Raw genomic sequence first — 24,149 nt, 5'->3', positions numbered from 1 at the left:
AGTCTAGGGCAGATGCGTACCCAACCACGACGCCGCCGCGTTCAGAACTCGTCCGCGATCGTCCTCAGCAGCTCGATCGTCTCATCCGGAGTGGTGCTCACGGCGCACAGCCGCTCCATCACCTCGGTGTATCGGTCCACGTCCTCACGCTTGTCCAGGTAGAGCGCGCTCGCGAGCTGTTCCACGTACACCACGTCGGGCAGATCGTTGTCGGGGAAGCGCAGGATGCTGAACGCGCCGCCCTCCGCACTGTGCCCGCCGAAGCTGAACGGCATGATCTGGATCGTGATGCTGGGCTGGCGCATCAGGTCGATGAGGTGTTCCAGCTGGGCCCTCATCACTTCGGCGCCGCCGATGGGCCGCCGCAGCGCGGCCTCGTCGATCACCGCCCAGAAGATCGGCCCGTCCGGCCTGTCCAGCATCCTCTGGCGCTCCAGCCGGAGATCCACCCTTCTGGCGATCTCCTCCGCCGCGATCCCGGCCGAACCGGCGGTCACGACGGCCCTTGCGTACTCCTTGGTCTGCAACAGTCCTGGCACGAACTGGACCTCGTAGGTCCTGATCCTGGCGGCGGCCTCCTCAAGGCCGACGTACGCCTGGAACCACGTGGGCAGGACGTCGTTGAACCGGTGCCACCAGCCAGGCTCGTTGGCGGTGGTCACCAGGTCGAGCACGGCGGAGCGGGCCTGGTCGTCGACGACCCCGTACAGGGTCAGCAGGTCCGCCACGTCGCGTTCTTTGAACCCCACCCGGCCGAGTTCCATTCGGCTGATCTTGGATTCCGACCCCCGGATGAGATGGCCGGCCTCCTCACGAGTGACGTTCTTCGCTTCCCTGAGCTTGCGCAGCTGGGAGCCCAGGAGGATGCGCAGCGCCGTCGGCCCGGAACCCGGCTGGTTCTGCGTCACTTTGCCTCCTATCAAGGTCCGCACACACAGTGACACCACATTGCCGGGTATGACAAGGTCTCAACCTCGTGTCCGATTCGGATACCTATGCGCCAAAACGCCGCTTGCTCCTGCACATTGCAACTGCACGTGCATTTGGGTCTTGCAGGTGCCGCGTTCGTGACCCATGATGGCTTAGTGCATATTGGGCCAAACATGCACTAACCAAGGTTGAACGGGGAGGTATCGGCGGCATGGTGGAGGATCCTCTGGCCACTGCCGACTGCCTCCAGATCACGCGTGACGTGGGCTTCGACCGTCTGCTCATGGGCGGCAAACCCGGCACGACCGCGTGTCCGCTCCCCTTTCAGGCCGACTCGGTCAAGACCGCCAGGGACGTGACCCGCTCGACGCTGCGCGCGTGGGGCCTGCACGACCTGAGCGACGACGCCGCGCTGGTGGTGTCGGAGCTGGTGACGAACGCGGTCAGGTACGCGATGTACGCCGCGGGGCGCCGTGAGATCGAATTGTTGCTGATGCGGGCCGCCCCCCACGTGCTGCTCGCGGTGGCCGACCCCAGCGACGAGGTGCCGCGGCCCAAGGAGCCCGACTTCATCTCCGAGAACGGGCGCGGCCTCTACATCGTCGAGACCTACAGCCAGTGCTGGGGATGGGACCCGCTGGCCCGCGGCGGCAAGGCCGTCTGGGCGCTGTTCCGCGCCGACGGCTGAGGGCTGCTGTTCCGCGCCGACCACTGAAGGCGCTGTTTTGCGCCGACGGCTGAGGCTTGTGCGCTTCGCCGCCGTCGTCCGCACTCGCATCAGCCGCCCTCGCCCTCACCTTCGCATCAGTCCCCCGTCGCGCCGTCGATCCGCTCGCGCAGCAGATCCGCGTGGCCGTTGTGGCGCGCGTACTCCTCGATCACGTGCACCAGGACGTAGCGGTGCGAGCACTCCCGCCCGTTGCGGTCGCCCACCGCGTCCAGCGGCTTGGCCGCCGAGATGGCCCGTGCGCGCTCGATCTCCTCCTGCCACACCTCGAACGCCTCTTTGACCGAGGCGGTGTCCACGTCGTTGAAGTCGGCGTCGTTGTCGCGGTCCTTGTTCCAGAGCTTGGGCAGGTCCTCGCCGTCGAGCACGCGGCGGAACCAGACCTGTTCGACGTGGGCCATGTGCCTGACCAGGCCCAGCAGCGAAAGGGACGAGGGCGGCGCCGAACGCTCGCGCAGTTGCTCGTCCGACAGGCCCGCGCACTTGAAGGCCAGGGTCGCGCGGTGCCATTCGAGCCAGTTGCCGAGCACGGTGCGCTCGTCACCGGTGAGGGGAGGGGGAATCCGGGTGTCGTTCACGGAGTCATTCACGGGATCATTCACGAGGTCATTCACGGGGCCCGACCCTACCGGCGCCGGTCCGGTGATCCGCCTGGAGGATGCGGGTGGCCTCGGCGCGTACGGTGTCGTCCCTGACGTTGTCCACGAAGTCCTCCGGGGTGTCGCCGCATACGTGGCGCAGGGACGGGGAAGCGTCCAGGAGGGACCGGACGAGGGCTCTCTGGGACGTGAGGCGGCGGGGGCGGCCGTTTCCGTCGGCTACGCAGCCGTGCCTGCCCTCGTACACGAAGACTCCTTTCAAGGGCGCGCCCACGACGACCTGAGCGGCCAGGCGGCGGCGTACATAGTTGGGCTCGGTGAGGTCGAGCGCGGCGAGCTGCTCCTCGTCGAGCCAGAGCACGAAAAGCCTGGAGGTCTCGCCGGGCGCCGCGATCGGCGCGGCCGGCACGTAACCCCATCTGCTCACGTGCGCGGAGACGCCCGGGGCGACGCCGGTCACGTCCGCGGCCGTCATGGGGACGAGCGGGCGTACGCCGTGATCGCGGAACTTCGCGCGCAGCTGACCGGGGGCGGCGTTGGAGCCGACCGCGACGACGCGGTGGCGGCCGCGCATCGGCGCGCCTCCCTCACGGGCGAGCAGCGCGCCCACGCTCACGCCGTCCGCCCGCCACCGGTCCTGCTCGCCGCCCTCCACGCGCAGCGGTACGTACGCGTGGTCCACCAGGACGCCGGAGCCGGCGGGGAGGCGGCCGGGGTAGGTGAGCGGTCGGGCCATCGGATCATCGGCGAAGAGGTCCACGGGCTCCACCTTGCCTCAGGTGGACCGCGCCGGCCGGCTCACCGCCTGGAGAGCGCCACCCACAGACGCGCCGTACCGTCCCTGCGTCCCCAGGCGATGACGGCGCACAGCACGAGCACGGCCAGCGGCAGGAAGACGCCTCCCCCGGACACGAACGCCTCGACCAGCGCCGCGCACGCCGTCAACCCCACGAACGCCAGCCCCGCCACCCCGGCCAGCCGCGGCACCAGCAGCCCCACCGCCCCGGCCACCTCCAGCGCCCCGGTCAGGTTCCTGAACCAGTCACCCCACCCGATCGCCGCGAACGTGGACGCGGCCGGCTCGGCGTTGCCGAACTTGCCCAGGGCCGACATCAGAAAGAACCCGGCCAGGACGATCTGCAGCCCCCACAGGGCGACGTTGCCGACCCGGGTGGTGCCGCGTCGCGTTGGAGTAGTCATGCTCTGCCGCCTCCTAGATGATCGAACGATGCCTCCGACGCTAGGAAAACGGCCCCTTCCCCCACCATCGGGCCAGCTGCCGAGCCGACCTGTACCTAGGTGCACCCTCACGCTCGCCTTCCTGGTCGTCGCGCTGGTCGCCTCATAGGCATGCACCTAGGGCCGAGTGGATCAAATGTCCCTATTGATGAACCTTTCCGATATGAAGACACATTGGACCGATTGACTACTTTGTGTAGCAGGAATATCACTTTCTGTGACTTCCGGTCGATCCTGATCGGGGCTCAAGAGACATAGAGGAGCACAAGATGAAGGCACGTCAGATGAGCGGGGCACTCGCCGTGGCCGTCGCCCTGCTCGCGGCCGGGGCGATCACGGGTCCCGGCGCGGCGATGGCCGAGGACCGTCAGTCGCCGAACGTGTTCACGGTGTGCGGCACCGGCCCGGTGTACCGTTCCGCCCACGTCCACATCGACACCAAGTGCGACATCAAGGTCAACGTCGAACGGCCCAGGCTCATGCAGCACAGCACCGACTACGTCGCCGAGGACCTCGAGCTGGAGAACGCGGAAGCACTGGCCGACGAGTGAGCCTCTCCTGCCAAGGGGGACGCCTCAGCGGGCCGGCAGTGCACCAGGCCCGCGGCTCGTCGCCTTGCAGGTAACCCCCAGAAACACGAAACGGGCCGCCTTCGGTCGTACACCGGGAAGAGGTGTACGACCGGGGGCGGCCCCAGCCGCGTTGCCCGACGAGGTAGCGGCCCTGGGCGGGGTAACGGTAAGGCCCCGTCTCACCGAAGTGAAACAGGGCCTTGACCTACATCCCTCAGTCGGGGCGACAGGATTTGAACCTGCGACTTCTTGCTCCCAAAGCAAGCGCGCTGCCAAGCTGCGCCACGCCCCGTCTCGTCGAGTGCGCATGCGGTCCGCGACTCCGGTACGCTTTTGCCCTGACGACCGGATGAAGTCTAGACCAGAGTTCGACCGGTTCGCGCGGACGTAGCTCAATGGTAGAGCCCTAGTCTTCCAAACTAGCTACGCGGGTTCGATTCCCGTCGTCCGCTCTCAGGGCGTGAAAGGCCAGGTCGGCTTCGGCTACCTGGCCTTTGTCGTCTCTCCGTGTCGCGGGGCTCCGTAGGTTTCCAATGTCGCCCGGGCGATGGCGTCGATGCGGTGGCCGTACGCCGCGTGTCCGTCCGCGAGGAAGGTGCCGTCCTGGAACGGCAGGTCGCTGAACGTGGTGCGGAATCCCCCCGTGGGCCGCGTCGCGGGAAGCGGGGCGTACGGGGTCAGTGGGCGGATGTCGGTGGCGGCGCGGACTCGGTGGTTGTTGCGGGCCACGCGGTGGGCCTGGAGGCGGGTCAGGGCGTCGAGGCCCTTGTCGGCGTAGAACTGCAGCAGGCGGTACTGGCCGTCGAGGTACGCGTCGGGGCCGCCGGGCGGGTGTTGCAGGAGGTAGGCGCAGACCACGACCGCGTGCCAGCGGTACATCTCCGGGTCGCGCTGCTCCTCGGACAGGACCTCGTGGTAGTAGTCCGCGCAGACGCCGAGCGGGCCGGCGTTCGCGCCGCAGTCGCAGTGGCTCATCACGGCAATCTAGGCGGCGCCCGGCCGCGTTGTCGAAGGCATTAGGCCCGCTCGTAAGCTGAGGGCGATGCGTGCGCGACCGATCTCCCGTGAGGCCCTCGTCGAGGAGCTGGCCGAGCTGATCTCCGGCAGACCGCCGGGCTCGTGGGTGCGGGTGGCCGTCGACGGCGCCCCCTCCGCACGCCCGGAGTCGCTCGCCGACGAGCTGGTCGCGCCGCTGCGGCTACGCGGGCGGCCGGTGCTGCGGGTGTCGGCCGGCGACTTCCTGCGGCCCGCCTCGTTGCGGCTGGAGTACGGGAGGACGGATCCCGACGCCTTCTACGACGACTGGCTGGACGCGGGGGCGCTGCGCAGGGAGGTGCTGGAGCCGCTGAACCCCGGAGGGTCGGGGCGGGTGCTGCCTGCGCTGTGGGACAGCGCGATCGACCGGGCCTACCGGGTGCCGTACGAGGAGCTGGCTCCCGGCGGGGTGGTCCTGGTGGACGGGACGCTGCTGCTGGGGCGGGGGCTGGCGTTCGAGGTGAGCGTGCACCTGTGGCTGTCGCCCGGCGCGCTCGAACGCGGCATGCCCGAGGACGAGAGGTGGCGGCTGCCTGCCTACCGGCGCTACGAGCGGGAGGTCAGGCCGCAGGAGGCGGCGGATGTGGTCGTACGGGCCGATCATCCGCGGCGGCCGGCCGTCCTCGTCAGGGACGGGGCCGACGCCTGAGTCATGGTGTCCGGGTCGAAGACGGGGCCGACGCCTGAGCGACAGTGGCCGGGTCGATGACGAGGCCTGGAGCTGAGCCGTGGTGGCCGCCTCGGAAGGGGAAGGGCGGCGGCCACCCGGCCGTCATCGCGCGGTAGGGCGCTTGCCGTGGTTCGCCTTCTTCTTCCTGCGTGCCTTGCCCTTGCGTGCGCGCCTGGCCATGGAGCTCGCCTCCCACTGATCGGGTACAGGGTGATCGGGTACGGCATGAGTTCCCAACGTCTCTCCCCACGCCGACCAGCGCAAGCATCCCCGGCGAACTAACATTCCCCAACAATTCCGTGTCATAATTTGGTGGAATCTGTTGGAAGGAGCGGGCGTGCTCGCACAGCAGCGTCAGCAGGCGATTCTCGAACGCGTGCGCAGCCACGGCGGCGTCCGGGTGGCCGACCTCGTACGCGAGCTCGGCGTCTCCGACATGACGATCCGCCGCGACCTGGAGGTGCTCGCCGAGCGCGGGCTGCTGGAGAAGGTGCACGGCGGCGCGACCGCGCTCGGCCCCGGGTCGACCGAGGAGCCGGGCTTCACCGCCAAGTCCGCCCGCCAGCAGCAGGAGAAGGAGGCCATCGCGCGGCAGGCGGCGGGGCTGGTCCGGCCTGGCACGGCCGTGGCGCTGTCGGCGGGGACGACCACGTGGGCGCTGGCCCATCATCTGATCGGCGTGCCCGACCTGACCGTGATCACCAATTCGATCCCGGTCGCGGAGGTCTTCCACCGCAACCCGCGCACCGACCGCACCGTGGTGCTGACCGGCGGGATGCGCACGCCGTCCGACGCGCTGGTGGGGCCGGTCGCGGTGGCGGCGATCCGCCGTCTGCACGTCGACACGCTCTTCCTCGGCGTGCACGGGATGAGCGTGCGGGCCGGGTTCACCACGCCCAACCTGCTGGAGTCGGAGACCGACAGAGAGCTCGTGACGGCCGCGACCAGGCTGGTCGTCCCGGCCGACCACACGAAGTGGAACACGGTCGGCATCAGCACCATCGCCGAGCTGAGCGAGGCCCACGTGGTCATCAGCGACGCGGGGCTGCCCGAGGACGCACGCACCGACCTGGCCGAAAGGGCCGGGCAATTGATCATCGCGGAGGGCTCGCAGTGAAGCGCACCATCACCCATCTGGCCGACGGCCGGGAGCTGATCTACTTCGACCGGCGGGACGACGCCGACAGGAGCGCGATCGACCGGCGGACGCTCGACCCCCGGCCGGTGGCCTCAGAGCTGCGCTACGACCCGCTGACCGAGGAGTGGATCGCGGTCGCGGGGCACCGGCAGACGCGTACGTTCCTGCCGACCGGCGGCACGTCGGAGTGCCCGCTGTGCCCGTCGTCGGACGAGCGGTCGACGGAGATCCCGGCCTACGACTACGACGTGGTGGTGTTCGAGAACCGCTTTCCCTCTTTCTCCACAAATTTCGGGACTTATCAGGAGGTGGGCGGGCTGAGTGAGGTCCGTCCGGGCGTGGGGAGGTGTGAGGTGGTGTGCTTCACCTCCGACCACTCCTCCTCCTTCTCCAGGCTCTCCGACGCCCAGGTGGAGCTGGTCATGGAGGCGTGGGCCGACCGTACGGCCGAGCTCTCCGGGATCGAGGGCGTGGAGCAGGTCTTCTGCTTCGAGAACCGGGGCGAGGAGATCGGCATCACGCTCGCCCATCCGCACGGCCAGATCTACGCCTACCCGTACGTCACGCCCAAGACCAAGCTGCAGCTCGGCGCGGCTGCCCGCCATCGGGGGCCGGGCAACCTGTTCGCCGACGTGCTGGCCACCGAGCGGGCGGCGGGGACGCGGGTGGTGGCCGCCAACGAGTTGTGGACGGCGTTCGTGCCGGCCGCCGCGCGCTGGCCGTTCGAGGTGCACGTGTATCCGCACCGGCAGGTGCCGGACCTGGCGGCGCTCACGGAGGAGGAGCGGGCGGCGTTCGCCCCCCTCTACACCTCGGTGCTGCGGGCCTTCGACGGGCTGTTCGGCGTGGTGATGCCGTACATCTCGGCCTGGCATCAGGCGCCCGTACGCCAGGACAGGGAGCTGGCCTACCTGCACCTGGAGCTGTTCAGCATCCGGCGGGCGCCGAACAAGCTGAAGTTCCTGGCCGGCTCGGAGTCGGCGATGGGCGCCTTCGTTAACGACGTGCTGCCGGAGGAGGCGGCGCGCATGCTTCGATCACAAGTAGATCACTAATTGATTTCCACTTAAGGTCGCATGACTCGGGATCTACCACTAATATCCCCATAAGCACCGGCCATAACAGCCGTCGCTTGCCTAATCCCGGGCGCGTGGCCCGGGAGCCGGGGACCCGAAACCGCACCTGGGGTGAATCCGCTTCTGTGGTAGGGCGCACTCCCATGCCCGAACCCGTCAGCTAACCCGGCCGGCAGAGGGAGAGGAACACCTACGTGGCGGCTTCGTCCCCCGCGACTCTTGCCATCGGTCTGATCACCGCCGCCGCCGTCGCCGTCCTTCCGGCGATACCGGCGTCCGCGGCCCCCAAACCCTCGGAGGCGAAGCTCCGGGCGCAGCTCAAACAGCTCAACACCAAGGTCGACAAGCTCATCGAGAAGTACAACCTCAAGCGCGTCGAGCTGGCCAAGGCCCAGCAGGCCGCCGAGGCGGCCAAGGCCAGGCTGGCCACCGCCGAGCAGGCGCTGGCCACGGCCGAGCAGCGGGTCGCCGAGATCGCCCGCCTGCGTTACCAGAACGCCGATCCTTCGCTCCCCTTCCTCATGACCCCCGAGCGCGGCAGCAGCGCCGCCCTGCTCGAACAGCTGACGGCTGAGCAGCAGGCGGTCGTGCAGAGCGTGGCCAAGGCCAAGGACGACAAGGAGAAGGCCAGCAAGGAGGCCGCCGCCCTGACGACCAGGATCAAGGCCGACGCGGCCGAGGTGGACAGTCAGCGCGACGACGCCGAGAAGGTCATCGACGACATCGAGGACAAGCTCAAGGACCTGGTGCCGTTCGCGACGGGCCGCAACTCCGACGGTTCGTGGGCACCGCAGCTGCCGTCAGGCCCCGACCACATCACCCCGCGGACACGGCTGATGAAGGCCCAGGTGGCCAAGAACTTCGCGCTGCCGTTCTCCGTGGGCTGCTTCCGCGCGGGCGCGAGCGGCGAGCACCCGCTGGGCCGGGCCTGCGACTTCATGATGAGCACGGGCGGCTCGATGCCGTCGGCGGCCAACAACGTCCTCGGCGACCGGCTGGCGGACTGGGCGCTGGCGAACAAGGGCAAGCTGGGCGTCAAGTACGTGATCTGGAAGCAGCGGATCAACCACGGGTCGGGCTGGCGGACGATGTCGAACCGCGGCAGCATCACCGAGAACCACTTCGACCACGTGCACATCTCGATGAACTGACGCCGAGAAAGCCGAACGGGGCCCCTGCCGAGGAGACGGCACGGGCCCCGCGTCATGTTCAGGGGGCGTCAGTTGGTCAGCGTGAGCGGGTTGACCAGGTCGGCGTAGACGAGCAGACCTGCCATGATCATCATCACGATCGCGAGCGCGTACGTCAGCGGCAGCACCTTGGCGATGTCGACGTAGGCCGGCTCCGGCCGCTTCATGACCTTGGCGTACGCCCGCTTGATGCCCTCCCACAGGCCCCCGGCGACGTGACCGCCGTCGAGCGGCAGCAGCGGGATGAGGTTGAACATGCCGATCGCCAGGTTGAAGCCGGCCAGCAGGTTGACGAAGATGGCGATCTTCTTCTCGGTGGACAGGTCGGAGGCGAGGATCTCGCCGCCCATGCGGCCCGCGCCGACCACGCCCACCGGGCCCTCGGGGTCGCGCTCGTCGCCGGAGAAGGCCGCGTGCCAGACGCCGACCATCTTCTCCGGCAGGTTGAGCAGCGAGCCCGCCACCCGGGCGGTCAGCTCGCCCATGTAGCCGACGACCTGGCCGAGGCTCTGCTTCTCCATGACCTCGGTGGGCAGCACGCCGAGGAAGCCGACGTTCTTGTCGATCTTCTCGGGGTCTTCGAGGTTGGGCCGGTCCTGCGCGATGAGCGTGACGCTGAGCGTCATCGGCTTGCCGTCGCGCTCGATGCCGAGCTGCACCGGGCCGGGGCCGTGGGAGCGGATCAGGCGGGTGGCGTCGTCCCAGGAGCCGATCTTCTGGCCGTCGAAGGAGACCATGCGGTCACCGGGCTTCATGCCGGCCTGGGCGGCGGGCGTCAGCTTGTCGCCGGGCGCGCACTGGGCGCGCTGCTCGGAGATCGGGATCACACAGGTGTGGGTCTCGGGCGAGACGACCGGGGCCCAGGCGGGCAGGCCGATGCCGACCAGCAGGATGCTGAAGAAGACGAACGCGAGCACGAAGTTCATGGCCGGGCCGCCGGACATGATGATGACCTTCTGCCACCACTTCTTGCGGTAGAAGACGCGGTCTTCGTCGCCCGGCCGCACCTCTTCCTGCGCGGCGTCGCGGGCCGACTCGATCAGGCCCTGCCAAGGGCCTGTGGCGGTGCTCCTGAGCTTGCCCGGCTCGTCGCCGGGGCGCGGCGGGAGCATGCCGATCATGCGGATGTAGCCGCCGAACGGGATCCACTTGATGCCGTATTCGGTCTCGCCCTTGCGCCGCGACCACGCCGTGGAGCCGAAACCCACCATGTACTGGGTCACCCTCACGCCGAAGATCTTGGCCGGCACCAGGTGGCCGAGCTCGTGCAGCGCGATGGAGACCATCAGCCCGAGGAGGAAGAGGATGATCCCCACGACGTAGAGCCAGTTCATCGAGGTGTGCTCCCGGCAGACGACAGGACAGACGAAGGGTCCGACAGCCCCAGAGTAGTCGAACTCGTCACACCGTACGGCTTACCGGTTCCGACGGGCATTGACAGTGCGCGATCAAGCGATCACGCTGGGAGACGACGGAGGGGGACGTCTTGATCCGCATACTGATCGCCGAGCACCTGCCCTTGGTGCGCCGTGGCCTGCTCGTCACCCTGGCGGCCGAGCCTGGCCTGCGGGTCGTCGCCGAGGCCGGGCACGCTCGGGAGGTGGTGAGCGCGGCGCGGGCCGCCGCGGCCGACGTGGCCGTGGTCGATCTCGACCTGCCCGGGGAGCCCGCGGCGGCGGATTCGCTGGCCGAGCAGGTGCCGGGGTGCGGGGTGCTGCTGCTGTCGGCCGCGCCCAATCCCGCGCAGGTGCGTGAGGCCCTGGCCGGCGCCGCATTGGGCTTCATGAGCCTGTGTGTGCCGCCTGAGCGGCTGGCCGAGGGCATCCGGCAGGTGGCGGCCGGGCGGCGGGCCATCGAGGCCGAGCTCGCCGTGGCCGCCCTCCAGTGCGCGACCAACCCGCTGACCCGGCGGGAGCTCGACGTGCTGCGGGCCGCCGCGGGCGGGGCTCGTTCGACGGAGATCGCCGACGAGCTGTTCCTGTCGGTGGGGACCGTACGCAATCATCTGTCGCGCATCATGTGCAAGACGGGAGCACGAAACCGGCTCGACGCGGTACGCATCGCCAGCGACTCCGGCTGGCTGTAGACGGGAGCTCAAGCCTGTGACGGGACCCGGTGGAGCCGCGCCGCTCCGCCGGGACCCGAACACGTAGAGCCTGCCAGCCGCACGCACCCGCTGCCAGTGAACGCCGTCACGACCGCACCGTGTAAAAGGTCATGGGTCGGCGGCTCAGGGACGCCAGATGAGCACCAGCGCGCAGTCGTCGTTGTGCCCCGAGGCCATGGCGTTGACCAGCGCCCTGGCGCCGTCGCGGAAGCCCGAGGGCAGCAGCCGCTCGGCCTCGCCGAGCAGCCGGTCGAGCCCGGCGTCGATGTCGCGCCCGGGCTGCTCGATCAGCCCGTCGGTGTAGAGCAGCAGCGCGTCGCCCCGGCGCAGGGTGCCGCTGTCGGGCTCGCAGTGCAGGTCGGGCACCACGCCGAGCACCACGCCCTTGGCCGTGGCGACCTGCCAGTTGCCCGTGCCCGCGTCGAACTTGACCACCGGCGGATGCCCGGCCGAGGTGATCGTGTAGTCGCCGGTGTCGAGGTCGAGGCGTACGTGCACCGCGGTCACGAAGCCCTCGTCGCCGCGCTGCCTGTGCAGGTAGGCGTTGCACGCGGGCAAAAAGTCCTCGACCGAGCCGAGCAGCCCGCCGAACGTGCCGGACAGCAGCAGCGCTCTCGTGCCCGCGTCGACGCCCTTGCCCGAGACGTCGACCAGCGCGATCTCGACGGAGTTGCCGTCGCGCATGGAGACCAGGAAGTCGCCGCCGAACGACGAGCCGCCCGCCTGCTTGAGCACGACCTTGCCGCCCCAGTCCTTCGGCAGCTGGGGCAGCTCGCCCTGGCTCCTGAGCCGGTCGCGCAGCTCCAGCAGCATCGCGTCGCCGCGCAGCCCCTGCACGCCCAGCTTGCCCCTGGTGCGGGCCATCAGCACGGCGAGCACGGTGGTGAACACGATCGTCACGGTGAGCCCGAGACCGACCCGGCCCGCGCCCAGGTTGACCGCGATGTAGCCGAGCGCCGCCCCCACCCCGACGAGCAGCTTCACCAGGCTGCCCAGCCGGAGCTGGAGCCCGCCGATGAGGGTGACCAGGATGAGCAGGGCGGGCGAGAACCACTCGGTCGAGACCTCGGCCGCGAGGACCCCGATGACGAGCGCGAGCACGATCAGGGTGATGAGCAGGTTGCGGTCGCGGGCCAGCAGCACCCTCCGGACGAACCGGACGACAGGCACCAGGAAGGGCACCCGTATCAGGGCCGCACGGACCCGTGGCGGGATCAGCGGCGCTGGTCGGGAACTCATGATGCGCCTGACTGTATCGGTCTGACCCGTGTTTGGGCAGCCCACTTGACCAACGCCTTGATCATTAAGCACGGATATTGGGTGGCCGTCCCCCTTTGCCCGCTCCTACCTTGGACGGATGACGTATCCGATCCGTCCGATTGACGAGTCAGAGTGGCCGGCCTACACCCGGGTGCTCGAGGAGGGGTTCGGCTGGACGCCACACCCCGCACAGACCGAGCGGTGGAAGGCCGAGACCGAGTTCGACCGTACGCTGGCCGTCTTCGACGGCGATCAGATCGTCGGTGTCACCGGCATCTACAGCTTCACGATGACCGTTCCCGGCGAACAGCTGCCCGTGGCGGGGGTGACCGCGGTCAGCGTGCTTCCCTCGCATCGCCGCCGCGGCGTGCTGTCCTCGATGATGCGCAGGCAGCTCGACGACATCCGGGCGCGCGGCGAGTTCGTGGCCGCCCTCTACGCCTCCGAGTCGCTCATCTACGGCCGGTACGGCTACGGCAGGGCCTCCAGCGAGCTGTTCTTCCAGATCGACACCCATAAGTCGGCGTTCGTCCCCGGCGCCCCTTCCGACCCGTCGCTCAGGCTCAGGGTGGTCAAGCCCGCCGACGTACGGTCCGAGCTGGAGAAACTGTTCGCCTCCGTCGTCCCGCGGCGCCCCGGCCGGTACGAGCGCAACAGCCACTTCTGGGACAGCCTGCTGGCCGACGAGGAGGCCGACCAGCAGGGCGCGGGCCCGTGGCGCTCGATTCTGGCCGAGGACGACCGGGGCGTGCGCGGCTACGCGCTGTTCCGCGTCAAGTCCGCCTGGGACGACAACGGCATCCCGAACGGCACCGTGAAGCTCCAGGAGCTGGAGGCGACCGACCCCGCCGCCTACGCCCTGCTCTGGCGCAGCGTCCTGGACCGCGACCTGGTCGCCAAGGTGCAGTCCGGCGGCCGACCGGTCGACGACCCGCTCATCGCGCTGCTCGCCGACTCCCGGCAACTGCGCGCGAGCTGGACGGACGAGCTCTACGTACGCCTGGTCGAGGTCGGCCCCGCGCTGTCCGCGCGCTCCTACAGCACGCCGGTCGACCTGGTGATCGAGGTCGAGGACGAGGTGTGCCCGTGGAACGCCCGGCGCTGGCGTCTCACTGCCGGCTCCTCGGGCGCCGAGTGCGTGCCGGTCGAGGATGAGCCGGACGTGACGCTGCCGGTGGTCGCGCTGGGCTCGGCGTACCTCGGAGACGGCCTGCTCGGCCAGCAGTTCGACGCGGGCCTGCTGCGCGAGCACTCGGCGGGCGCCGTACGCCGGCTCGCCACCGCCATGGCGTGGAGCCCGAAACCCTGGGCGGGACTGACCTTCTGACGTCGCGGGCGGTGACGTAGGCTCGACGGCATGGCGTTGCAAAGCCTGCAGATCACGGCCGTCGTGGCCATGCGTGCCCGCGATGTCTCCAAGCCGTCGAAAGAGCAGCAGGAGGCCGCCGACCGGCGGCCCCTGCGCGACGAGATGCCCAGGCGCGACTCCAAGCGCAAGGGCTAGACAGGCGGGGACGGCCGCTCATGTGGTGGCCGCCCCGCTCTGGGCGCTCTCGCTAGGGAAGCGAGGGAAGCTGGCCGATCGTCTCGTAGGCGGCCAGTTGCGCGATGCGCCTGCTGTGACGCTCGCTGCCGGAGAACGACGTGGCCAGGAAGACCTCCACGAACCGGGTGGCCTCCTCGGTGGAGTGCATGCGGGCGCCGACGCTGACGACGTTGGCGTTGTTGTGCTCACGCGCCAGCTTGGCCGTCTCCTCGCTCCAGGCCAGGGCGGCGCGGATGCCGCGCACCTTGTTGGCGCCGATCTGCTCGCCGTTGCCCGACCCGCCGATGACCACCCCCAGGCTGCCGGGGTCGCCGGCGACGCCCTCGGCCGCGCGCAGGATGAACGCCGGATAGTCGTCCTCGGCGTCGTAGACGAAGGGACCGCAGTCGGTCACCTCGTGCCCGTGATCCTTCAGCCAGGACACGAGGTGGTTCTTGAGCTCATAGCCGGCATGGTCGGCACCGATGTAGACACGCACCCGTCCAGTCTTCCACAGCGCCGTGGATCGGGCTCGCCGACTGGAGTAAGGACCGCTAACCTTGTCGAGTCCTTACGCAAGCGAAAGCAGAGATTCATGCGAGAGATCCGCGTCGTCGGCGACCCGGTCCTGCGCACGCCCGCCGAGCCGGTGACGGACTTCGACCGCGAGCTGCGCCGGCTGATCGACGAGATGTTCCAGGTCATGTACGCGGCCGACGGCGTCGGTCTGGCCGGCCCGCAGATCGGCGTCTCCCGGCGGCTGTTCGTCTACGACATCGCGGGACGCAAGGGGCACCTGGTCAATCCGCTGCTGACCGTCGACGACGCCGAGGAGGTGCCCGACCAGGAGGGCTGCCTGTCCGTGCCCGACCGCCGGACGGGCACGCCGATCTACGCACCGTTGGCGCGGGCGGCGGGCGTGACGGTCGAGGGGCTGGACCGGTTGCAGCGCCCCGTGCGCGTCAAGGCCCGGGGTTCGCTCGCGCGCTGCTTCCAGCACGAGACCGATCACCTCGACGGCAAGCTCTTCGTCGATCGCCTGCCGCGAAACGAGGCCCGCTCCATCCTGCTGCGGGCATAACGTGGCCGCATGAGCGTGCTTTCCGGCAAGGGCGCGTTGGTCACCGGCGGTTCCAGGGGCATCGGCAAGGCCATCGTGGAGCGGCTGACCGGCGACGGCGCGGACGTGGTCTTCTGTTACCGGCATGAGGCGGAGGCGGCCGAGCGGGTCGCCAAGGCGACGGGCGCGCACGCCGTGCGGGCCGACCTCGGCAGCAGGCAGGACCTCGATCGGCTGTTCGCCGAGGCGGAGGCGCGGCTGCCCGGGGTCGACATCGTGGTCAACAACGCCGCCACCGTCGAGGGGCAGAAGACCTTCGACGCGATCACCGACGACGACTACGAGCGGGTGTTCGCGGTCAACGCGCGTTCCGTCTTCCTGTCCATCCAGTGGGCGGCGCGGGTGATGCGCGACGGCGGGCGGATCGTCAACGTCTCCTCGCTCAACACCGTGGTGCCGGCGCCGGCCCTGGCCCTCTACTGCGGCAGCAAGGGGGCGATGGAGCAGTTCAGCAAGGTCGCCTCGCGGGAGCTGGGCGGGCGCGGCATCACGGTCAACGTGGTCTCGTCCGGGGCCACCGACACCGACATGCTGAGGGCCGCCAACCCGCCAGAGGCGCTGGAGGCGACGCCCGCCTACACGGCGCTGGGGCGGCTCGGCCGGCCCGACGACATCGCGGCGGTGGTCGCGTTCCTCGCCGGGCCCGACGGGCGGTGGGTGACCGGGCAGAACGTGCTGGCCACCGGCGGGCTGTACGTCTGAGCCGTCCGGCCGGGGGCGCGGCGGGCGGCCGCTCAGGGGCCGTTCGAGGGCCGTTCCGGGGCCCCCGCGGGCCCCGGTGGCCGCTCGGCGCGGCTACAGCTGGAGCGACTTGACCTCGAGGTACTCCTCCAACCCGTGCTCGCCGAGCTCTCGCCCCACACCCGACTGCTTGTAGCCGCCGAACGGCGCCAGCGGGTTGAACCGGCCGCCGTTGACCGCCACCTGGCCCGTACGCAGCCGCCTGGCCACGTCGAGCGCGCGTTCCTCGGTGCCCGCCCAGACGGCTCCGGCCAGACCGTACTTGGTGTCGTTGGCGATCTCGACCGCCTTGTCCTCGCTCGTGTACGGGATCAGCGACAGCACCGGCCCGAAGATCTCCTCCTGCTCGATCGTCATGCCGGGTTCCACGGCGGCGAACACCGTCGGCTCGACGTAGTAGCCGCGCTCGTACGGCCGGTCGGTGCCGCCGGCCACCAGCCGGGCCCCTTCCTCCTGGCCCCGGTTGATGTAGTGGATCACCCGCTCGCGCTGGGTCGCCGACACCAGCGGGCCGATCTTGGTGGAGTCGTCGAACGGGTCGCCGACCCGGTAGCCGCGGGCCGTCTCGACGGCCAGGTGGACCGCCTCGTCGTACTGGTCGCGCTGGACGAGCATGCGGGTCTGCGCCGAGCAGGTCTGGCCGGCGTTGACGAAGCAGTTGGCCACGCCGACCTTGACGGCCAGGGCGAGGTCCGCGTCGGGCAGGATGACGTTGGCCGACTTGCCGCCCAGTTCGAGCGCGACCCGCTTGACCGACTCCGCGGCCAGCGCGGCCACCCGGCGGCCGGCGGCGGTGGAGCCGGTGAAGGAGACCATGTCCACCGCGGGATGGGCCGCCATCGCCTCGCCGACGACCGGCCCCCGGCCGCTGACCAGGTTGAACACGCCCGGCGGCAGGCCCACCTCGTGGAAGATCTCCGCCAGTGCGTACGCGGCCAGCGGCGCCACCTCGCTCGGCTTGAGCACCACCGTGCACCCGGCGGCCAGGGCGGGCGCCACCTTGCAGACGATCTGGTGCAGCGGGTAGTTCCACGGCGTGATCGCGGCCACCACCCCGATCGGCTCCTTGACCACCAGTGAGTTGCCCACGCGGGTCTCGCGCGGATAGTCGGCGGCGAGCGTGGCGTAGGAGGCGAGGACGCTCACCGGCATGAGCGTCTGCACTCTGAGCGCGAAGGCCAGCGGCGCGCCCATGTCGGTGGCGATGATCTCCGCCACCTGCTCTGATCGCTGTTTCAGCAGCTCGGCGGCGTCGGCGAGGAGTTTGCCACGCTCGGCGTGGGCCGCCCGGGACCATTCGGGGAAGGCTCGCGCGGCGGCGCCGGCCGCCGCTTCGACATCGTCGGGGACACCCGCGGGCACCCGGTCGATGATCTCTTCGGTGGCCGGGTTGACGACGTCGATGGAGTCGTCCGATGCCGAAGCGGTCCAGGAGCCGTCGATATACAGCTGACGCATGGCCCCATCTTTACAGTGCGTCAGGCCCGAGGGCGAGGGCTCATCCTGAGTCGGGGATAAGCCCTTTCCACCGCAGCCTGGTTTTCTTCCCCTCGGGGATCAGTCGAACTGCGGGCGCCGGGTGCGGGTGCGCTTCAGTTCGAAGAAGTCGTCGTACTGGGTCACGGCCAGGACGCCGTCCCAGAGCTTGCCCGCGTCGTCGCCGCGCAGGATCTTCGTGATGACCGGCCCGAAGAAGGCGTTGTCGCCGACGCGGATGATCGGGGTGCCGACCTCCTGGCCGACCAGGCCGATGCCCTCGTCGTGGGAGGCGCGGATGGTGGCGTCGTACTCCTCGGAGTGCATGGCATCGGCCAGGCTCCGTTCGAGGCCGGCGTCGTCGAGCGCGCCCTCGATGACCTCGCGCAGGCGCTCGGGCTGCTTGCTCAGGCCCTGGTTGTGCAGGCGGGTGCCGAGCCCGGTGTAGAGCTCGCCGATGACGTGCTCGCCGTGCTTGGCCGCGGCCGCCGCGATGACCCTGACCGAGCCCATGGCCTTGGCGGCGCGTTCGAGGTAGTCGGCGGGTACGTCTTTCTCCTCGTTGAGGAAGTAGAGCGACATCTGCCGCCAGCGGGGCTGGATCGGCCGGACCTGCTCCACCTCCAGCAACCAGCGCGAGGTCACCCACGCGAACGGACAGGAGGGGTCGAACCACAGGTCCACGGGAATCTTCTCTGTCATGTCTGCCCGTAACCTGAGGTGGTTCGGGTCCTATTCCCGGCATGGCAGGATACGGACAACCCCGACGAAGTGGTGAAAAGGAGCGCAACTTGGCAGGCAACCTGACCCGGGACGAGGCTCGTGAGCGCGCCCGGCTGTTGAAGGTCGAGTCTTACGAGGTCGCACTCGACCTGACCGAGGGAGAGGAGCGCTTCGAGAGCGTCACGACGGTCCGCTTCACCAGCACCCGGCCGGGCGAGTCCACCTTCGTCGACCTGCACGGGGCCACCGTCCGCAAGGTCACGCTGAACGGCGCCGACCTCGACGTGTCGGCCTACGACGCCGAGCGGGGCCGCTTCCCCCTCCCCTCGCTCGCCGAGTCCAACGTGCTGGTCGTCGACGCCGACTGCTCCTACATGCGCACGGGCGAGGGCCTGCACCGCTTCGTCGACCCGGTCGACCAGCAGGTCTACCTGCACAGCCAGTTCGAGACGGCCGACGCCCACCGCATGTACGCCTGCTTCGACCAGCCCGACCTCAAGGCCACGTTCCAGCTCACGGTGCTGGCCCCGGCCGGCTGGGAGGTCGTCTCCAACGCCGCCGCCTCCGTGGTGACCGAGCTGCCCGAGCAGGCCGGCCGGCACGGCACGGTGCAGGCGGCCAGGCGCTGGGAGTTCCCGGCCACGCCTGTGCTGTCCACGTACATCACCGCGCTGGTCGCCGGGCCCTTCCACAAGGTGACCTCCGAGCACGACGGCATCCCCCTGGGGGTCTACTGCCGCGCGTCGCTGGCCGAGCACCTCGACGCCGACAACATCCTTGAAGTCACCCGTCAGGGCTTCGACTTCTTCCACCGCGTCTTCGGCGTGCGTTACCCGTTCGGCAAGTACGACCAGCTCTTCGTGCCCGAGTTCAACGCGGGCGCGATGGAGAACGCCGGCTGCGTGACGTTCCTTGAGGACTACGTCTTCCGCTCCAGGGTCACCGACGCGGTCGTCGAGCGGCGCGCGGAGACGATCCTGCACGAGATGGCCCACATGTGGTTCGGCGACCTCGTCACCATGCGCTGGTGGGACGACCTGTGGCTGAACGAGTCGTTCGCCACCTACATGTCCGTGCTGGCTCAGGCCGAGGCGACGCGGTGGGGCAAGGGCGCGTGGACCACGTTCGCGAACGTGGAGAAGTCCTGGGCCTACCGCCAGGACCAGCTCCCCTCCACCCACCCCATCGCCGCCGACATCCCGGACATGCAGGCGGTCGAGGTCAACTTCGACGGCATCACGTACGCCAAGGGCGCCTCGGTGCTCAAGCAGCTCGTCGCCTACGTCGGCCTGGACAACTTCCTGGCCGGGGTGCGCGACTACTTCGCCGAGCACGCCTGGGGCAACACCGAGCTGAAGGACCTGCTCACCGCCCTTGAGCGCACCTCCGGCCGCGACCTGTCCTCCTGGTCGAAGGAGTGGCTGGAGACCTCCTGGGTCAACACGCTGCGGCCGGCGTTCGAGGTGTCCGGCGGGCGCTTCACCAAGTTCGAGGTGCTCCAGGAGGCGCCCGCGGACTATCCGACGCTGCGCTCCCACCGGGTGGCGATCGGCCTCTACTCGCTGGCCGACGGCAAGCTGACCCGGACCAAGCGGGTCGAGCTGGACGTGGTCGGCGCCCGTACGGACGTGGTCCAGCTCGTCGGCGAGGAGCAGCCCGACCTGGTGCTGCTCAACGACGACGACCTGACGTACGCCAAGATCCGGCTCGACGAGGACTCGATGCGGACGCTGGTCGAGGGCGGCATCGCCGCGTTCACCGAGTCGCTGCCGCGCGCCCTGTGCTGGTCGGCGGCCTGGGACATGACCCGCGACGGCGAGATGTCCACGCGCGACTACGTCAAGCTGGTCGTCTCCGGGGCGGGCACGGTCAGCGACATCACCGTGCTGCAGGCGGTGCTGCGCCAGGCGCGCATGGCGGTGCAGCAGTACGCCGACCCGGCCTGGCGGCCCGAAGGGCTGGCGCTGCTGGCCGCCGAGCTGCGCTCGCTGCTCGCCTCGGCCCAGCCGGGCTCCGACCAGCAGCTCGCCTACATCCAGGCGTTCGCCCCCGTGGCCAGTGCCGACGAGGACCTGACCCTGCTGGAGCACATCCTCGACGGCACCTCGGTGCCCGAAGGGCTGAGCGTCGACACCGACCTGCGCTGGAGCCTCGTGCACGCGCTGGTCTCCGGCGGCCGGCTGGCCGAGGCCGATATCGACGCCGAGCTCGAACGGGACCCTACGGCGACGGGTGAGCGCCAGGCCGCGCTCTGCCGGGCCGCGATCCCGTCCGCCGAGGCCAAGGCGGCGGCGTGGGAGCGGATCGTGGGCGGCAAGCTGGCCAACCACATCGCCCGTACGACGATCGGCGGCTTCCAGGACCCGCACCACCCCGAGCTGCTGGCGCCGTACCGCGAGAAGTACTTCGCGGAGGTGGGCCGGATCTACCGCGAGTGGACGTTCGACCAGGCCTCGACGTTCGCCGTCGGGTGCTTCCCCTCGCTGCTGATCGAGCCGGAGACGGTGCGGGCGGCGCAGGACTTCCTGGCGCGAGAGAAGCCGCCGCAGGCGCTGCGCCGGCTCATCCTGGAGGGCGCCGACGGTGTCAGCCGCGCTTTGCGCAACAGGGAGAAGGACGCCGCTTCCGGCTGATCTCCTTCCTGATCATGCGGCTGATCGGCCCTCGCGGGAACGCGGGGGCCGATCGGCCGCGCGGACATGACGTGGGCATCCTGGGCGCGGTGTTAGCCTCGAAACCGTGCTAGGCCAGGGGACCACCCTCAACGACCGCTACGTGCTCGGCGACCGCCTCGGCGGCGGGGGCATGGGCGAGGTCTGGCGTGCCGACGACACGGTTCTCGGGCGCTCGGTCGCGGTCAAGGTGCTGATGCCCGCGCTCTCCGAGGACCCGAGGTTCACCCAGCGCTTCCACAATGAGGCCAGGGCCATGGCCACGCTCAGGCATCCGGGCGTGGTCGACGTCTACGACTACGGCACCTGTGACGTCGCCGGCCGCCAGGTGAGCTTCCTCGTCATGGAATACGTGCAGGGCGAGTCGCTCGACCGCGTACTGCGGCGCGGCCCGCTGCCGGTCGAGACGACCATGCGCCTGGTGGCGGAGGTCGGCGACGCGCTGGCCGCCGCGCACGCGCAGGGCATCGTGCACCGCGACGTCAAACCGGCCAACCTCATGGTCAGGCCCGACGGCGGGGTGGTGCTCACCGACTTCGGCATCGCCCACTCGGCCTCGGCCGGCCAGCTCACGGCCACGGGGACGATGTTGTGCTCGGCCGGCTACTGCGCTCCCGAGATGGCCACGGCCAGCGACGTGACGCCGGCGGTCGACATCTACGCGCTGGGCGTGGTGGCGTACGAGTGCCTGAGCGGGCATCTGCCGTTCCAGGGCGACACTCCCGTACAGATCATCTTCAAGCACCTCAACTCCCCCATCCCGCGGCTGCCCGGCGACGTGCCGCCGGGGCCGCGGCAGGTGGTGGAGCGGGCGTTGGAGAAGGCGCCCGACGCGCGCTGGCAGACGGCGCCGCAGATGGCCCAGGCCGCGCGCCAGGCGCTGACCGCTCCCGAGACGCTGCCCATGCCGCCCAGGCGGCGCGTGACCCGGGCGGCGCTGACCATCACGGCCGCCGTGGCGGTGTCGCTGGCCGTGGCGGGCTTCGTCTGGCTGCGGCCCTCCGGGCCCGCCGCCAGCGAGGAGGTGCCGCCGCCGGTGATCGGCAGCACCACGATCGAGTTCACCCCCTCCTCACCGCCGGCCACCGGCCAGGATCTGACCTCGCCGCCCCCGGTCAAGCGCACGGCGGCGCCCAGGCCTACGCGCTCCGCGCCCGTGGCGACGACGTCGCCGCCCGCCGTGACGGCCGAGCCCACCACCACGCGCCCGGGCACGACGACGCCGCCCACCACGCCGGCCACGACGGAGCCCGAGGAGCCGACGCCCGACCCGACCACGCCTGGGCCTGAGGAGCCGACGGCCGAGCCCACGATCACCCGGCCGCCCGGGGAGATCCAGTGCATCCGCGCGCCCTGCCCCGGTTGATGAGCACGAGTTGACGTGCCCGAGTTGACGAGCTTGAGTCACCGGGCGCGAGTTGCTGTGTCTGAGTTGCTGGGCCCGGGACGCGTCGTGGACGACCGGCGGCGTGCCCTGGCTGGTGTCAGGGGTGCTGCCGGTCGGGTTGGCGCTCCGGGAGGAGCGCGCCCGGCCCCGGCCTGCCTGGGTTCCATGTCCTTGTCCGGCCGCTGATCGTGAGAAAGTCGTCGCGTGGACTCGACTCGTGACCTGTTCATCGCCCTCGCCCGCCGCTACGCCTTCGCCGACCTGGGCGCGCTCGCGCCTGACGAGGAGATCGCGGAGGTGTGCGAGTTCGGGCAGCGGTTGCTCTCGCTCGACGCGGAGGACTTCGCGGCCGAGGCCCGGGTGGTCCCCGCCGACCTGCGGCGGCGGGCACGGGCCTGCCACATGCCGCAGACGCCGCGCGAGCAGCCGCGCGGGGCGCTGGAGTCGCTGCGTCCCGCGTACGGGCTGCTGCTGGAGGTCATCGCCGTACGGTGGCACCGGCGCGAGCTGAGCCCGATGATCGCCGCCGTGCACATCGCCAGCGAATACCTGCCGCTGCTGGCCTTCGAGCCGCAGCTCGGGCACGCCGGCGATCCCGCCAGGTGGCCCGCGGGGCTGAGCGCGTCAGGGAGCAGGTTCGGCGTGATCGGCGACCGGGAGTGCGACCACACCAAGTCCGAGCAGTCGGCCACGAACCGGACCCTGCGCGTGTCAGGGGAGCCGGCGGAGGGCTGGCGAGCGTACTTCGACCGGCAGCACAGCCAGGTCTCCGGGGCGGTGGCCGTGTGCGTGGCGACCTGCCGCAACCCGTGCTCGGCCATGGACTGGATCGATCCCGAGCCGCGCGCCGACCTGCAGTCGCGGGCGCGCACGGCGCTGGCCTTCGCCGAGACGCCGCTCGTCCGGCTGCGTCACGCCGCGCCCGTAGGCCACGGGTTCGGGGTGCCCTCGCCCGAGGAGGTGCTCGACGCCTGGGAGCGCAGCCGGGCGGTGCTGGACAAGAACGCCGTCGGCTCGGCGGCGCTGAAGGACGACGGGTTTCCGCTGCCCGGGCTGCCGTCGCTGTTCTCGGCCGTGGCCGAGGCCCCGATCGAGCCGGCGTCGCTGCTGGCCGGGGTCAGCGAGCACGTCGTACGCCTGCTCGAACGGCACTGACGCCCGGCGGTGCGGCACGCCGGAGCCGCCGGGCGGCCGCTTGATCGCCGGGGCCGGTAGGGCCGGCGGAAGGCGCCTGGAACGGCGGCGCTAGCGGCGGGCGGTCGCCTGTTCGCCCAGGGCGGCGATGCCGTACAGCAGGCCGCCGATCAGGTCGCCCACGCTGAAGGCGGTGGCCATCGACATCGCGGTCAGCCGGCACGCGCTGTCGCTCAGCCGCCGCCGCGCGTCCTCGCCCGTGACGATCTCCAGCCCCCGGCCGGCGAGGTCCACGAAGATCACCACGGCGCGGTCGGCCTCATCACCCAGGGCGGCGTGCAGGCGTTCGGCGAAGTGGCGGCGCCCGCCCACCGGTTCGCCGATGAAGACGCCGAACCGCAGCCCGCTGCGGCGCTCGGCGGTGTGCAGGGCCTTCCTGACGTCGTCGGCCTGAGCGGCGGTCAGTCCCTTCATACGCACCTCACCATCCCGCGGAGGCGCCGCCGACGCGCCTGCCGGGCTCGGCGGTCTCGGCTGCGGCCACCCAGTCGTGCTCGGGCACGTCCGCCCACGGGGGCACGCGGTCGGCCAGCACCAGCCCCGAGGTGCTCACGCCGCGCTCGCTCCTGGAGGGGCCGCCCAGCCACACCGGGCCCGCTTCGATCCGGCGGCGCGCGCCGCGCCCCGGCACCATGACGAGCAGGCTGATCAGCACGAACAGCCCCATGGACACCCCGATGAGAAAGAGCAGGATCTCTGCCGCGCTGTTCACAACAAGACCGTAATCCTCGTGAGCGGGTCCGGCCAGACCCGATGCCGGCCGCGGCC

Annotated in this window: 26 protein-coding genes, 2 tRNA genes and 1 riboswitch; of the genes, 15 read left to right on the top strand and 13 right to left on the bottom strand. The window is 70.4% G+C overall.

Annotated elements, in window-relative coordinates; all coding sequences use genetic code 11:
• Positions 1–41 precede the first annotated feature (41 nt).
• The gene (locus AB0C27_RS41145; protein WP_346108232.1) at positions 42–908 is read right to left on the bottom strand and encodes a helix-turn-helix transcriptional regulator; all 867 of its coding nucleotides are present in this window, start codon (positions 906–908) and stop codon (positions 42–44) included.
• A gap of 233 nt (positions 909–1,141) precedes the next feature.
• Here AB0C27_RS41145 and AB0C27_RS41140 point away from each other — a divergent pair, with 233 nt between their 5' ends.
• Positions 1,142–1,618, top strand: a complete 477-nt coding sequence (locus AB0C27_RS41140; RefSeq protein ID WP_357856350.1) for an ATP-binding protein — start codon at positions 1,142–1,144, stop codon at positions 1,616–1,618.
• A 116-nt stretch (positions 1,619–1,734) separates the two neighbouring features.
• Here AB0C27_RS41140 and AB0C27_RS41135 read toward each other — a convergent pair whose 3' ends face one another.
• The 3 genes from AB0C27_RS41135 to AB0C27_RS41125 are packed head-to-tail and all read right to left on the bottom strand — an operon-like array spanning position 1,735 to position 3,456.
• Complete coding sequence (locus AB0C27_RS41135; protein WP_357856347.1) at positions 1,735–2,247, bottom strand: DinB family protein; 513 nt, start codon at positions 2,245–2,247, stop codon at positions 1,735–1,737.
• A 16-nt stretch (positions 2,248–2,263) separates the two neighbouring features.
• Positions 2,264–3,016: a hypothetical protein gene (locus AB0C27_RS41130; RefSeq protein WP_357856344.1), complete on the bottom strand. Its 753-nt coding sequence runs from the start codon at positions 3,014–3,016 to the stop codon at positions 2,264–2,266.
• 38 nt (positions 3,017–3,054) lie between these two features.
• Positions 3,055–3,456 (bottom strand): DoxX family protein, encoded by a 402-nt coding sequence (locus AB0C27_RS41125; RefSeq protein ID WP_357856341.1) that lies wholly within the window; start codon positions 3,454–3,456, stop codon positions 3,055–3,057.
• Between the two features lie 308 nt (positions 3,457–3,764).
• Between AB0C27_RS41125 and AB0C27_RS41120 the strand changes: the two genes are divergently transcribed.
• The gene (locus AB0C27_RS41120; RefSeq protein ID WP_357856338.1) at positions 3,765–4,046 is read left to right on the top strand and encodes a hypothetical protein; all 282 of its coding nucleotides are present in this window, start codon (positions 3,765–3,767) and stop codon (positions 4,044–4,046) included.
• 239 nt (positions 4,047–4,285) lie between these two features.
• Here the strand turns inward: AB0C27_RS41120 and AB0C27_RS41115 are convergent.
• Positions 4,286–4,359, bottom strand: a tRNA-Pro gene (locus AB0C27_RS41115).
• 89 nt (positions 4,360–4,448) lie between these two features.
• Here AB0C27_RS41115 and AB0C27_RS41110 point away from each other — a divergent pair.
• Positions 4,449–4,519: transfer RNA gene (locus tag AB0C27_RS41110), tRNA-Gly, on the top strand.
• 31 nt (positions 4,520–4,550) lie between these two features.
• Here the strand turns inward: AB0C27_RS41110 and AB0C27_RS41105 are convergent.
• Positions 4,551–5,042 (bottom strand): DUF5946 family protein, encoded by a 492-nt coding sequence (locus AB0C27_RS41105; RefSeq protein WP_357856336.1) that lies wholly within the window; start codon positions 5,040–5,042, stop codon positions 4,551–4,553.
• A gap of 67 nt (positions 5,043–5,109) precedes the next feature.
• Between AB0C27_RS41105 and AB0C27_RS41100 the strand changes: the two genes are divergently transcribed.
• From AB0C27_RS41100 to AB0C27_RS41085, 4 genes are all read left to right on the top strand, one after another.
• Positions 5,110–5,751 carry a uridine kinase gene (locus tag AB0C27_RS41100; protein ID WP_357856333.1) on the top strand — a complete coding sequence of 214 codons (642 nt, stop codon included), beginning with the start codon at positions 5,110–5,112 and terminating at the stop codon, positions 5,749–5,751.
• Between the two features lie 358 nt (positions 5,752–6,109).
• Positions 6,110–6,889: a DeoR/GlpR family DNA-binding transcription regulator gene (locus AB0C27_RS41095; protein WP_357856330.1), complete on the top strand. Its 780-nt coding sequence runs from the start codon at positions 6,110–6,112 to the stop codon at positions 6,887–6,889.
• Positions 6,886–7,965, top strand: coding sequence for a galactose-1-phosphate uridylyltransferase (galT, locus tag AB0C27_RS41090; RefSeq protein ID WP_357856327.1), 1,080 nt, complete (start codon positions 6,886–6,888; stop codon positions 7,963–7,965). The genes AB0C27_RS41095 and galT overlap by 4 nt, the downstream gene beginning before the upstream one ends.
• Positions 7,966–8,033: 68 nt before the next feature.
• Positions 8,034–8,175, top strand: a riboswitch (cyclic di-AMP (ydaO/yuaA leader).
• A gap of 5 nt (positions 8,176–8,180) precedes the next feature.
• Positions 8,181–9,137 carry a hypothetical protein gene (locus AB0C27_RS41085; RefSeq protein WP_357856324.1) on the top strand — a complete coding sequence of 319 codons (957 nt, stop codon included), beginning with the start codon at positions 8,181–8,183 and terminating at the stop codon, positions 9,135–9,137.
• 68 nt (positions 9,138–9,205) lie between these two features.
• On the opposite strand, the gene AB0C27_RS41080 is transcribed toward AB0C27_RS41085, so the two are convergent.
• Entirely contained in the window at positions 9,206–10,510 is a 1,305-nt protein-coding gene (locus AB0C27_RS41080) for a site-2 protease family protein (protein ID WP_357856321.1), read from the bottom strand.
• A 152-nt stretch (positions 10,511–10,662) separates the two neighbouring features.
• Between AB0C27_RS41080 and AB0C27_RS41075 the strand changes: the two genes are divergently transcribed.
• Entirely contained in the window at positions 10,663–11,262 is a 600-nt protein-coding gene (locus tag AB0C27_RS41075) for a response regulator transcription factor (RefSeq protein WP_357856318.1), read from the top strand.
• 144 nt (positions 11,263–11,406) lie between these two features.
• Here AB0C27_RS41075 and AB0C27_RS41070 read toward each other — a convergent pair whose 3' ends face one another.
• Positions 11,407–12,522 (bottom strand): PP2C family protein-serine/threonine phosphatase, encoded by a 1,116-nt coding sequence (locus AB0C27_RS41070; protein ID WP_357856315.1) that lies wholly within the window; start codon positions 12,520–12,522, stop codon positions 11,407–11,409.
• A 118-nt stretch (positions 12,523–12,640) separates the two neighbouring features.
• On the opposite strand from AB0C27_RS41070, the gene AB0C27_RS41065 reads away from it, so the two are divergent.
• Both AB0C27_RS41065 and AB0C27_RS41060 read left to right on the top strand, forming a co-directional pair.
• A complete protein-coding gene (locus AB0C27_RS41065; RefSeq protein WP_357856312.1) occupies positions 12,641–13,870 on the top strand; it encodes a GNAT family N-acetyltransferase in 1,230 nt (409 codons plus the stop codon).
• 30 nt (positions 13,871–13,900) lie between these two features.
• The gene (locus tag AB0C27_RS41060; RefSeq protein ID WP_357856309.1) at positions 13,901–14,047 is read left to right on the top strand and encodes a hypothetical protein; all 147 of its coding nucleotides are present in this window, start codon (positions 13,901–13,903) and stop codon (positions 14,045–14,047) included.
• Positions 14,048–14,099: 52 nt separating this feature from the next.
• On the opposite strand, the gene AB0C27_RS41055 is transcribed toward AB0C27_RS41060, so the two are convergent.
• Positions 14,100–14,567 (bottom strand): ribose-5-phosphate isomerase, encoded by a 468-nt coding sequence (locus tag AB0C27_RS41055; protein WP_346108204.1) that lies wholly within the window; start codon positions 14,565–14,567, stop codon positions 14,100–14,102.
• 96 nt (positions 14,568–14,663) lie between these two features.
• Between AB0C27_RS41055 and def the strand changes: the two genes are divergently transcribed.
• The gene (def, locus tag AB0C27_RS41050) at positions 14,664–15,149 is read left to right on the top strand and encodes a peptide deformylase (RefSeq protein WP_357856306.1); all 486 of its coding nucleotides are present in this window, start codon (positions 14,664–14,666) and stop codon (positions 15,147–15,149) included.
• A 9-nt stretch (positions 15,150–15,158) separates the two neighbouring features.
• On the top strand, positions 15,159–15,890 hold the full coding sequence (locus AB0C27_RS41045; RefSeq protein ID WP_357856303.1) for an SDR family oxidoreductase: 732 nt from the start codon (positions 15,159–15,161) through the stop codon (positions 15,888–15,890).
• Positions 15,891–15,983: 93 nt separating this feature from the next.
• Here AB0C27_RS41045 and AB0C27_RS41040 read toward each other — a convergent pair whose 3' ends face one another.
• Both AB0C27_RS41040 and AB0C27_RS41035 read right to left on the bottom strand, forming a co-directional pair.
• Entirely contained in the window at positions 15,984–17,387 is a 1,404-nt protein-coding gene (locus AB0C27_RS41040) for an aldehyde dehydrogenase family protein (RefSeq protein ID WP_357856300.1), read from the bottom strand.
• 99 nt (positions 17,388–17,486) lie between these two features.
• Positions 17,487–18,107 (bottom strand): DsbA family protein, encoded by a 621-nt coding sequence (locus tag AB0C27_RS41035; protein ID WP_357856297.1) that lies wholly within the window; start codon positions 18,105–18,107, stop codon positions 17,487–17,489.
• An 89-nt stretch (positions 18,108–18,196) separates the two neighbouring features.
• On the opposite strand from AB0C27_RS41035, the gene pepN reads away from it, so the two are divergent.
• From pepN to AB0C27_RS41020, 3 genes are all read left to right on the top strand, one after another.
• The gene (gene pepN, locus AB0C27_RS41030) at positions 18,197–20,761 is read left to right on the top strand and encodes an aminopeptidase N (protein WP_357856294.1); all 2,565 of its coding nucleotides are present in this window, start codon (positions 18,197–18,199) and stop codon (positions 20,759–20,761) included.
• A 106-nt stretch (positions 20,762–20,867) separates the two neighbouring features.
• A complete protein-coding gene (locus AB0C27_RS41025) occupies positions 20,868–22,166 on the top strand; it encodes a serine/threonine-protein kinase (protein ID WP_357856291.1) in 1,299 nt (432 codons plus the stop codon).
• Positions 22,167–22,391: 225 nt separating this feature from the next.
• Positions 22,392–23,342, top strand: coding sequence for a hypothetical protein (locus AB0C27_RS41020; protein WP_357856288.1), 951 nt, complete (start codon positions 22,392–22,394; stop codon positions 23,340–23,342).
• Between the two features lie 90 nt (positions 23,343–23,432).
• On the opposite strand, the gene AB0C27_RS41015 is transcribed toward AB0C27_RS41020, so the two are convergent.
• Positions 23,433–23,795 carry a DUF5130 family protein gene (locus AB0C27_RS41015; RefSeq protein ID WP_346108189.1) on the bottom strand — a complete coding sequence of 121 codons (363 nt, stop codon included), beginning with the start codon at positions 23,793–23,795 and terminating at the stop codon, positions 23,433–23,435.
• Positions 23,796–23,802: 7 nt separating this feature from the next.
• Complete coding sequence (locus tag AB0C27_RS41010; protein WP_357856285.1) at positions 23,803–24,093, bottom strand: hypothetical protein; 291 nt, start codon at positions 24,091–24,093, stop codon at positions 23,803–23,805.
• Positions 24,094–24,149 lie beyond the last annotated feature (56 nt).

The sequence above is a fragment of the Nonomuraea sp. NPDC048882 genome (assembly GCF_040649755.1).
Lineage (GTDB): Bacteria > Actinomycetota > Actinomycetes > Streptosporangiales > Streptosporangiaceae > Nonomuraea > Nonomuraea maheshkhaliensis.
Note: the sequence above shows the minus strand (reverse complement) of the source record. Positions and strands in the feature narration are given on the sequence as shown.